The organism is Streptococcus sp. 79 (assembly GCF_013277425.1).
In the GTDB taxonomy this organism is placed as follows: domain Bacteria; phylum Bacillota; class Bacilli; order Lactobacillales; family Streptococcaceae; genus Streptococcus; species Streptococcus pseudopneumoniae.
In genome coordinates this window covers 23,901-33,564 of sequence record NZ_VMMW01000089.1, presented here as the reverse complement: position 1 = coordinate 33,564, position 9,664 = coordinate 23,901, and the positions used below count along the sequence as shown (strand labels likewise).

At 40.1% G+C, this 9,664-nt stretch carries 10 protein-coding genes; 4 read left to right on the top strand and 6 right to left on the bottom strand.

Annotated elements, in window-relative coordinates:
- Positions 1–85: transposase (gene tnpB / locus HT729_RS12245; RefSeq protein ID WP_240164444.1), on the bottom strand; the 85-nt coding region annotated here is incomplete at its 3' end.
- Positions 86–581: 496 nt separating this feature from the next.
- Here tnpB and ylqF point away from each other — a divergent pair.
- From ylqF to xerS, 4 genes are all read left to right on the top strand, one after another.
- Positions 582–1,433: a ribosome biogenesis GTPase YlqF gene (gene ylqF, locus HT729_RS10265; protein WP_000201315.1), complete on the top strand. Its 852-nt coding sequence runs from the start codon at positions 582–584 to the stop codon at positions 1,431–1,433.
- Positions 1,420–2,199 carry a ribonuclease HII gene (locus HT729_RS10260; protein WP_172931994.1) on the top strand — a complete coding sequence of 260 codons (780 nt, stop codon included), beginning with the start codon at positions 1,420–1,422 and terminating at the stop codon, positions 2,197–2,199. Before ylqF ends, HT729_RS10260 begins: the two co-directional genes overlap by 14 nt.
- 15 nt (positions 2,200–2,214) lie before the next feature.
- Positions 2,215–3,765 carry a ClC family H(+)/Cl(-) exchange transporter gene (locus HT729_RS10255; RefSeq protein WP_138699966.1) on the top strand — a complete coding sequence of 517 codons (1,551 nt, stop codon included), beginning with the start codon at positions 2,215–2,217 and terminating at the stop codon, positions 3,763–3,765.
- Positions 3,766–4,318: 553 nt separating this feature from the next.
- Positions 4,319–5,389 (top strand): tyrosine recombinase XerS, encoded by a 1,071-nt coding sequence (xerS, locus tag HT729_RS10250; RefSeq protein WP_000817848.1) that lies wholly within the window; start codon positions 4,319–4,321, stop codon positions 5,387–5,389.
- A 213-nt stretch (positions 5,390–5,602) separates the two neighbouring features.
- Here xerS and pdrM read toward each other — a convergent pair whose 3' ends face one another.
- Genes pdrM through HT729_RS10225 form a run of 5 tightly spaced genes read right to left on the bottom strand, consistent with a single transcriptional unit; the run spans position 5,603 to position 9,648 of the window.
- Entirely contained in the window at positions 5,603–6,955 is a 1,353-nt protein-coding gene (gene pdrM / locus HT729_RS10245; protein WP_031233691.1) for a sodium-coupled multidrug efflux MATE transporter PdrM, read from the bottom strand.
- Positions 6,956–6,965: 10 nt separating this feature from the next.
- Positions 6,966–7,226: a hypothetical protein gene (locus tag HT729_RS10240; RefSeq protein WP_001105926.1), complete on the bottom strand. Its 261-nt coding sequence runs from the start codon at positions 7,224–7,226 to the stop codon at positions 6,966–6,968.
- 13 nt (positions 7,227–7,239) lie between these two features.
- A complete protein-coding gene (locus HT729_RS10235; RefSeq protein WP_054393035.1) occupies positions 7,240–8,508 on the bottom strand; it encodes a dihydroorotase in 1,269 nt (422 codons plus the stop codon).
- 12 nt (positions 8,509–8,520) lie between these two features.
- Positions 8,521–8,985: an 8-oxo-dGTP diphosphatase gene (locus HT729_RS10230; protein ID WP_023936889.1), complete on the bottom strand. Its 465-nt coding sequence runs from the start codon at positions 8,983–8,985 to the stop codon at positions 8,521–8,523.
- 9 nt (positions 8,986–8,994) lie between these two features.
- Positions 8,995–9,648: a uracil-DNA glycosylase gene (locus tag HT729_RS10225; protein ID WP_054393036.1), complete on the bottom strand. Its 654-nt coding sequence runs from the start codon at positions 9,646–9,648 to the stop codon at positions 8,995–8,997.
- Positions 9,649–9,664 lie beyond the last annotated feature (16 nt).

Here is a 9,664-nt window from a genome sequence, read left to right as displayed (position 1 = left end):
AAAAGAGAAAGACTTGACCTGAGAAAGGATCCAATTCAAAGTGGGTTTTAATGAGATAAGCCAGTGAATCAATGCCTTGTCTCATATCCGTTTTCCCACATACGAGATAGACCTGCCCTAGGCTAGATAGATGAATTGTCATAGAGCAACACCTTATCCAAAAGCTCTTCTATCATTTCGAGATTGTGGAATCTCTACAGGAACAATAGGTTGTGGCATTAAAATATCCTCCAATAGTTTTACTTTACTAATAGTATACAGGAGGTCTTCCATGAATGATAGATACCTTGTTATGACGCACTGACTTTAGAATAGTACGTTATAGATGTTAAAATATTTCTAGAAATTAATTTGACTTTCCTAATCGATTTGTTCACATCTTGTTTTAATCTACTATATATAGGGTACCTGAAAGGCTATCATCGGACAAAATAAAGAAGGCATGATATAATATAAGGTAGATTTTTATGTCATAAAACAAGAGGTGTTTGGACATCATTCATTTTAAAACTCTATATGTTCAAACGATAGTAAAATAAAATAGGGGATCTAAACCCTTGCTACGAAAGGAAAAAAACTCAATGGCTACTATTCAATGGTTTCCTGGTCACATGTCTAAAGCGCGTCGACAGGTTCAGGAAAATTTAAAATTTGTTGATTTTGTGACGATTTTAGTTGATGCACGCTTACCTCTATCTAGTCAAAATCCTATGTTGACCAAGATTGTTGGTGATAAACCAAAACTCTTGATTTTAAACAAGGCCGACTTGGCTGATCCAGCAATGACCAAGGAATGGCGTCAGTATTTTGAATCACAAGGAATCCAGACGCTAGCTATCAACTCCAAAGAGCAAGTGACTGTAAAAGTTGTAACAGATGCTGCTAAGAAGCTCATGGCTGATAAGATTGCTCGCCAGAAAGAACGTGGGATTCAGATTGAAACCTTGCGTACCATGATTATCGGGATTCCAAACGCTGGTAAATCAACTCTGATGAACCGTTTGGCTGGTAAAAAGATTGCTGTTGTTGGAAACAAGCCAGGGGTCACAAAAGGTCAACAATGGCTTAAAACCAATAAAGATCTGGAAATCTTGGATACACCGGGGATTCTCTGGCCTAAGTTTGAGGATGAAACTGTTGCACTTAAGTTGGCATTGACTGGAGCTATCAAGGATCAGTTGCTTCCTATGGATGAGGTTACCATTTTTGGTATCAATTATTTCAAAGAACATTATCCAGAAAAGCTGGCTGAACGCTTCAAACAAATGAAAATTGAAGAAGAAGCGCCTGTGATTATTATGGATATGACCCGCGCCCTCGGTTTCCGTGATGACTATGACCGTTTTTACAGTCTCTTCGTGAAGGAAGTCCGTGATGGAAAACTCGGTAACTATACCTTAGATACATTGGAAGACCTCGATGGCAACGATTAAAGAAATCAAAGAACTCCTTGTGACAGTCAAGGAGTTAGAAAGCCCTATTTTTTTAGATCTTGAAAAGGATAATCGCTCTGGAGTTCAAAAAGAAATTAGCAAGCGTAAAAAAGCCATTCAGGCTGAATTGGATGAAAATTTGCGTTTGGAATCTATGCTTTCCTATGAAAAGGAAATTTACAAGCAAGGAGTGATCTTGATAGCAGGTGTTGACGAGGTCGGCCGAGGTCCTCTGGCTGGGCCAGTAGTCGCTGCAGCCGTTATTTTACCTCAAAATTGTAAGATTAGAGGCCTCAATGACAGCAAGAAAATTCCTAAAAAGAAACATCTGGAGATTTTCCAAGCAGTTCAAGACCAAGCCTTGTCAATTGGCGTTGGTATCATGGATAATCAGGTCATCGACCAAGTCAATATCTACGGAGCAACTAAACTGGCCATGCAGGAAGCAATCTCCCAGCTCAGTCCTCAACCTGAGCACCTCCTGATAGATGCCATGAAACTGGAATTGCCCATTTCACAAACTGCCATCATCAAAGGTGATGCTAATTCCCTCTCTATCGCAGCAGCTTCTATAGTAGCCAAGGTGACCCGTGATGAATTGATGAAGGAATACGATCAGCGGTTTCCTGGCTATGATTTCGCTACTAATGCAGGATATGGAACAGCTAAACACCTAGAAGGACTCGAAAAACTAGGAGTTACCCCAATTCACCGAACCAGCTTTGAACCTGTTAAATCACTGGTTTTAGGTAAAAAAGAAAGTTAATTGAAAGGAAATACCATGGAGGAACAGTCGGAAATAGTCCGTTCTAAGAAAGAATTCGCCTTTGCATCCAGCACTATCCTATCCCAAGTTGGTCGAGGAATCATTGTCGGCCTCGTCGTTGGAATTATCGTCGGATCCTTTCGTTTCTTAATTGAAAAGGGCTTCCACCTGATACAAGGACTTTATCAAGATCAAGGGCACCTAGTGCGCAATCTTTTTGTACTGGTTTTGTTTTATATACTCATCTGTTGGCTCAGTGCTAAATTAACTCGATCAGAAAAAGATATCAAAGGCTCAGGAATTCCGCAAGTCGAAGCCGAACTGAAAGGCCTCATGTCCCTCAACTGGTGGGGCGTTCTTTGGAAAAAATATGTGCTAGGAATGCTTGCTATTGCCAGCGGCCTTATGCTGGGGCGTGAAGGGCCAAGTATCCAACTGGGAGCAGTTGGTGGTAAAGGAATTGCCAAGTGGCTCAAATCCAGTCCAGTAGAGGAACGTTCCTTAATTGCCAGTGGAGCTGCAGCAGGTTTAGCCGCAGCCTTTAATGCACCAATAGCAGGCCTCCTCTTTGTAGTAGAAGAAGTTTATCACCATTTTTCGCGCTTTTTCTGGGTTTCTACACTAGCAGCCAGCATCGTAGCAAACTTTGTGTCTCTACTCATGTTCGGTTTGACACCAGTATTGGATATGCCAGATAACATTCCTCTCATGACCCTAGATCAATACTGGATTTATCTTGTGATGGGAATTTTCCTTGGATTTTCCGGTTTTCTCTATGAAAAAGCTGTGCTCGATGTCGGTAGACTTTATGATTGGATTGGTCAAAAAATCCATTTGGATAGAGCTTATGATCCAATTCTTGCTTTTATTCTCATCATACCAGTCGGAATTTTTTTACCCCACGTCCTTGGTGGTGGAAATCAGCTTGTTCTTTCCTTAACTGAGCAAGATTTTAGTTTCCAAGTTCTATTAGCTTACTTTTTAATTCGCTTTATCTGGAGCATGATTAGTTATGGAAGTGGTCTTCCAGGAGGCATTTTCCTACCAATTTTGGCGCTTGGTTCCTTACTTGGTGCCCTAGTTGGTGTTATCTGCGTCAATCTTGGACTTGTCAGTCAAGAGCAATTCCCTATATTTGTCATTCTAGGAATGAGTGGCTATTTTGGAGCAATATCAAAAGCTCCCTTAACTGCCATGATCCTCGTAACTGAGATGGTAGGAGATATCCGCAACCTCATGCCACTTGGTCTTGTCACTCTTGTTTCTTATATTATCATGGATTTGCTCAAGGGTACACCAGTCTATGAAGCCATGCTGGAAAAAATGCTTCCAGAAGAAGTATCCAGTGAAGGAGAAGTTACCCTTATCGAAATACCAGTTTCTGATAAAATTGCTGGGAAACAAGTTCATGAACTCAACTTACCACACAACGTCCTCATCACTACCCAAGTCCATAATGGAAAGAGCCAAACAGTTAACGGCTCAACCAGAATGTATCTGGGTAATATGATTCACCTGGTTATTCCAAAAAGTGAAATTGGAAAAGTCAAAGATTTGTTGTTGTAGAGTTTGTTTACATAATATAAATTATGTAAACAGCTGACCTGATTTATTTAGAAAACCGATTCTCAGCAATGAGATCGGTTATTTTTTACTGATGAGGAATTTTACATACAAATAATTGAACTTTGGTAAAATAAGACTATAATTAAGTTAGAAATGATAAAGCATAAAGCTAGAAAGGAGTTTACTGTATCAAATCTGTACAGTAAGATTAAAATCATGAAAAAGAAAACAATAGCAATTATACAATGTATTTTGTATCTCATAGCTCCTTATATAGCTCTTCAGTTGTGTAGTATTAACAGAAGTTTAATGGGTGAGTTCTTTATGATTTTCTTTATTCTGTTGACTATTTCATTCTGGTTTAGTATTTGGAAACTAGAAAAAGCACTAGCTAATGATTCTCAATAGAAACTCCAAAGACTTAGATCTGTTTTACTCAGGTCTAAGTCTTCTTTAAAAAGCTCCATATCATCTTTCCGAAAAACTATAATTTTCTTGAAAAATAAATAAGTCCATGCTATACTACTAATAGACTTATTTATGGAGAAAATACATGAAACGTGAGATTTTACTGGAACGAATCGACAAACTAAAACAAATCATGCCCTGGTATATTCTTGAATACTACCAATCTAAGCTTGCTGTTCCTTACAGTTTTACAACCTTGTACGAATACCTCAAGGAATATGATCGATTTTTCAGCTGGGTTTTGGAGTCTGGTATCTCAAACGCTGATAAAATGTCTAATATTCCTTTATCTGTCTTGGAAAACATGTCAAAGAAAGATATGGAGGCTTTTATCCTTTATCTTCGAGAACGTCCTTTGCTGAATGCCAATACAAGCAAACAAGGTGTTTCTCAGACAACTATCAATCGAACCTTATCAGCACTTTCTAGTCTTTATAAGTATTTGACTGAGGAGGTTGAAAACGATCAAGGGGAACCTTATTTCTATCGTAATGTAATGAAGAAAGTTTCAACCAAAAAAAAGAAAGAAACACTTGCTGCTAGAGCTGAAAACATCAAGCAAAAACTCTTTTTAGGTGATGAAACAGAAGGTTTTCTAACTTATATTGACCAAGAGTACCCACAACAGCTTTCAAATCGAGCTCTCTCATCATTCAACAAAAATAAAGAACGAGATTTAGCCATTATTGCCCTTCTCTTGGCATCGGGTGTTCGCTTATCTGAAGCTGTTAATCTGGATTTAAGAGATCTCAATCTAAAAATGATGGTTATTGATGTCACTCGAAAAGGTGGCAAACGCGATTCGGTCAATGTTGCTGCCTTTGCTAAGCCTTATTTAGAGAATTATCTGGCCATTCGAAATCAACGCTATAAGACGGAAAAAACAGACACAGCCCTCTTTTTGACACTCTATAGAGGTGTTCCCAATCGTATTGACGCTTCCAGCGTTGAGAAAATGGTTGCTAAATACTCAGAGGACTTCAAAGTCCGTGTAACACCCCATAAACTGCGCCATACCCTAGCAACTAGGCTCTATGATGCTACTAAATCGCAAGTTTTGGTCAGTCACCAGCTAGGACATGCCAGTACACAAGTCACTGACCTCTATACTCATATCGTCAATGATGAACAAAAGAATGCCTTGGATAGTTTATAATTTTACGTAATATAACTTATGTAAAATTTTTATCAAGAAAAGAAGCTGCTAAAAATAAGCAACTTCTTTTCTTGATATCTGATACCAGTAAAGTAGCGTGGAATATCAATTGTTTCTATATTTTTGAAATTCTCATTTGCCTACTACTAATTTAACTATAGCAAAAATAATGCAGATAAGGAAGGATATTTTTGCTTGTAGGAATTTTAAAAATCAAGCTTTTCTGGATTCAAATCTCTTCATAATCGCAGTTAAACGCCAACGGTAGAGAGCCCCGCTCACGATTAAACTAATAATCAAACCAATCCAGTAAGAATAAGCTCCAAAATCTGTTAGAGAGTCGAATACCATAGCTACTGGGAGTGTCACCCCCCAATAACCAACCAAACCAAGGTAAAAAGGAATAACGGTATCCTTATACCCCCGTAAAATTCCCTGAAGAGGTGCTGCAAAGGTATCTGCTAACTGGAAGAAAAGACTGTAAGTCAAAAAACGTGCTGTCAAATCGATAAATTCTGGGTTGTTACCATAAAGACTAGCCACACTTCCCCTAAAAATGTAAAGGAAGGATAAGGTGAAGACCGCAAAAATGAGGGCTGTCCATCTTCCTAGACCAATATAGGTTTTCGCATCATCAAATCGCTTGGCTCCCACTTCATAGGAAACGACAATAGCCATAGCAGATGAGATACTCATAGGAAAGGCGTACATGAGACTTGAAAAGTTCATAGCTGACTGGTGACTAGCGATAATCAAGGACGAGAACTTAGCCATAATCAAGCCAACCACGGAAAAGATAGCCACCTCAGCAAATACAGTCCCCCCAATAGGCAGACCTAAACGAACTCCTTCCTTGATTTTATCCATATTAAGCGGAATTCGTTTCTCAAGATGTAGAGCCTTGAGCTTCTCCTGTTTAAATAGAACCAGAACAGAAATCCCCAGCAAGACCCAGTAGGCCAAGGATGTTCCTAAACCAGCACCAGCACCTCCCAGTTCTGGAACACCAAAGGCCCCGTAAATCAAGAGATAGTTAAATCCACTATTGAGAGGAAGCAACAAAAGCATGAGATACATGGACAACTTAGTCAACCCCAGCGAATCCAGCAAGGAACGAATGACACTAAAGAGCAACAAGGGGATAATTCCAATAGATAAAAACCAGAGATAACGAACTGCTACTGCCGCCACTGGTGCTTCTAGTCCAAGATGATTCAAGATTGGTGGTGCCAGGAAAATTACCATCCCCAGCAAGACCACAGATAGTCCCAAAGCCAAATAGATAAATTGGTAAAAATCAGACGCAACTTCTTCCTTTTTACCACTACCAAGATGGTGACCAATGATAGGCACCAGGGCTGACACAATCCCTGTTAGGAATGTAAAAAAAGGATTCCAGATACTGGTCGCCATAGACACACCAGCCAAGTCCATGGTATTGTATTGGCCTGTCATTGCAGTGTCAACAAAAGAGGCAGAATAATTGGCAAATTGGTAGATTAGGATTGGGAAGAAAATTTTTAAAAATAATACTAACTTCTCTTGTAAACACTTTGTCTTATACATACTTCTCTTTCTATTCTGATTTATCTAAACCAAAGAGTTTCAGACCATAGTTTTTCAAACTTAGCGGAGGATTATTAGATTTTGAAGTAGTATGCCAACACGCACATGTACGACAATAATAGCTTCTAACTAAACCTCCATTATCATATTGAACCGCATGGTCAGCTTTTTCTTTAGTTTCATATTGAATTTTAGAACGATTAGCTGCGGGACAGTAAATTCCACTATTAGATTTCGCTTGTCTCTCCCTACGTTTTCGAAAATAATTCATATTCTAACTCCTATCAAGCTTGATAGACAATTTGTCCCTTACAGATGGTATATTTAACCTGCCCTTTTAAGGTTTCACCGATAAAGGGTGAATTAGTCGCTTTGGAAGCAAAATGGGAGTCCACAAGACGGTCATCCTTAGCATCAAAAATAGTGATGTCCGCTGGACCATTCTCAGCCAAGTAACCTGCTTCAAAGTTATAAAGTTTGGCTGGGTTGTAGGTCATCTTTTCAAGCAATTCCATCAAGGTCAATTCCCCAGCTTCTACCAAATAAGTTAAACCGAGGGAAAGAGATGTTTCCAAACCAGTCATACCAGATGGCGCTTTGGTAATATCCTCAATGTTTTTCTCATCTGCATGATGAGGCGCATGGTCAGTTGCGATAACTGTGATGACGCCTGATTTGAGGCCTTCGATAACGGCACGACGGTCTGATTCCAAACGAAGTGGAGGATTCATCTTAGCATTGCTACCTTGTGTCAAAAGGAGCGATTCAGTCTTAGAAAAATGCTGTGGCGCTACTTCTGCTGTGACTTGCGCACCCAAACCTTGAGCAAACTCCACTACTTTAACACTTTCTTCCTTAGACAAATGCTGGATGTGAACATGGGCCTTAGTTGCATAGGCAATCATGACATCACGCGCCATCATAGCATACTCAGCCACCCCAGTCGCACCGCAGATATGGAAATGTTCTTTAGCGATATTTTCATTAAAGCCAAGAATCCCATTCAAACCTGGATCTTCCTCATGAAGACTAATAAAGGTATTAAGCTTTTTAGCTTCTTCCATAGCTTCCTTGACAACTTTACTGCTTTCAAGCGGAATACCGTCGTCTGAGAAACCAACCGCACCAGCTGCTAAAAGTGCCTGAAAGTCTGTCAAATCTTGGCCATTAAAGTTTTTAGTAATGGTCGCAACCGTCTTAACATTAATCTTTTCTTTGGCAGCTGAATCCAGAACTTCTTTTAAAGTCTCTACATCCGAGATAGTTGGACTGGTATTAGCCATCATAACAACCGTTGTAAAACCACCTGCAGCGGCTGCTAGGGCACCAGTATGAATGTCTTCTTTATGAGTTTGACCAGGTTCACGGAAATGAACGTGAATGTCAACCAAGCCAGGAGCAACTACTAGACCACTAGCATCAATCGTTTCTGCTCCTTCTTCCGTGATCTCAGACGCAATTTTGACAATTTTCCCATCTTGAACTAAAACATCACACACTTGATCCAAACTAGACTTGGGATCCATTACACGACCATTTTTGATTAGTAGCATATGCTTTCTCCTTTATTCATAGAAATCAACTTGGGTATCCAACAATTTATCCCCATCATAAACAAACTTGGCTGAAAAGAAGGGTTTATCCTCTAAAAGCCACTTAACAAAGATATGGTCACCTTCCCAAGTTGGCTTACTCAAAACCTCATCATAGGGAACCCATTCTAGCGTTCCCTCGTTACAGTCAATCAAGTCACCCTCAAACTCTGTCACCTTAAAAACATAGGTGTACCAGTCTAAATCTGGTGTAAATTCAGGAAAAGTGATAACACCTTTTAGAACTGGCTTGGCTTTGAGTCCTGTTTCTTCAAGGATTTCACGCGCCGCGCATTCCTGAGGAGTCTCACCACGCTCTAGCTTGCCACCCACACCAATCCATTTCCCTTCATGGACATCATTGGGTTTCTTATTACGGTGGAGCATGAGCAGTTCTTTCCCGTTATCAATGTAGCAAATCGTCGCTAACTGAGGCATATTTTCTCCTTATCTAAGCCAATCGATTGGCTCTTGTCCTGTCTCTTTTAAGAATGCATTGGCCTTGGAAAAAGGGTTGGAACCCCAAAATCCTCTATAAACTGACAAAGGACTGGGATGGGCTGATTCAATAATCAAGTGGTTAGGATTGGTAACCAAGGTCTTCTTCTTGCGTGCATAAGCTCCCCAGAGTACAAAAACAACTGGTCTATCTAAATGATTAACCACCTGAATCACAGCATCCGTAAAAGGCTCCCATATCTGCCCAGCATGACCATTGGCCTGCCCAGCAGGAACCGTCAAGCAAGCATTGAGAAGCAAGACTCCTTGCTCAGCCCAAGACGTTAAATCATGAGATTTCTTAACTCCGATGTCATCTGCTAATTCTTTCAAGATATTTTGCAAGGATGGCGGAGCTGGGATAGAGTCAGGTACGGAAAAACTCAAGCCCTGCGCTTGACCATGCCCGTGATAGGGGTCTTGCCCTAGAATCACCACCTTAACCTCTTCAAGCGGTGTTGTCAATAGAGCCTGAAAAACCTTTTCTTTGGGCGGATAAATAGTCCCCTGAGAATAGACCTGCTCCATAAACTGATTGATTTTCCCAAAATAACCCTCAGGTAATTGCGCCTTAATCAAAGCATGCCAAGACGAGTGTTCCATAGCCAACTCCTTCGTT

Excerpts from the sequence above, each read along its gene's own strand:
- ylqF (WP_000201315.1), top strand. The coding sequence starts at position 582 with ATGGCTACTATTCAATGGTTTCCTGGTCACATGTCTAAAGCGCGTCGA.
- HT729_RS10260 (WP_172931994.1), top strand. The coding sequence starts at position 1,420 with ATGGCAACGATTAAAGAAATCAAAGAACTCCTTGTGACAGTCAAGGAG.
- HT729_RS10255 (WP_138699966.1), top strand. The coding sequence starts at position 2,215 with ATGGAGGAACAGTCGGAAATAGTCCGTTCTAAGAAAGAATTCGCCTTT.
- xerS (WP_000817848.1), top strand. The coding sequence starts at position 4,319 with ATGAAACGTGAGATTTTACTGGAACGAATCGACAAACTAAAACAAATC.
- pdrM (WP_031233691.1), bottom strand. The coding sequence starts at position 6,955 with ATGTATAAGACAAAGTGTTTACAAGAGAAGTTAGTATTATTTTTAAAA.
- HT729_RS10240 (WP_001105926.1), bottom strand. The coding sequence starts at position 7,226 with ATGAATTATTTTCGAAAACGTAGGGAGAGACAAGCGAAATCTAATAGT.
- HT729_RS10235 (WP_054393035.1), bottom strand. The coding sequence starts at position 8,508 with ATGCTACTAATCAAAAATGGTCGTGTAATGGATCCCAAGTCTAGTTTG.
- HT729_RS10230 (WP_023936889.1), bottom strand. The coding sequence starts at position 8,985 with ATGCCTCAGTTAGCGACGATTTGCTACATTGATAACGGGAAAGAACTG.
- HT729_RS10225 (WP_054393036.1), bottom strand. The coding sequence starts at position 9,648 with ATGGAACACTCGTCTTGGCATGCTTTGATTAAGGCGCAATTACCTGAG.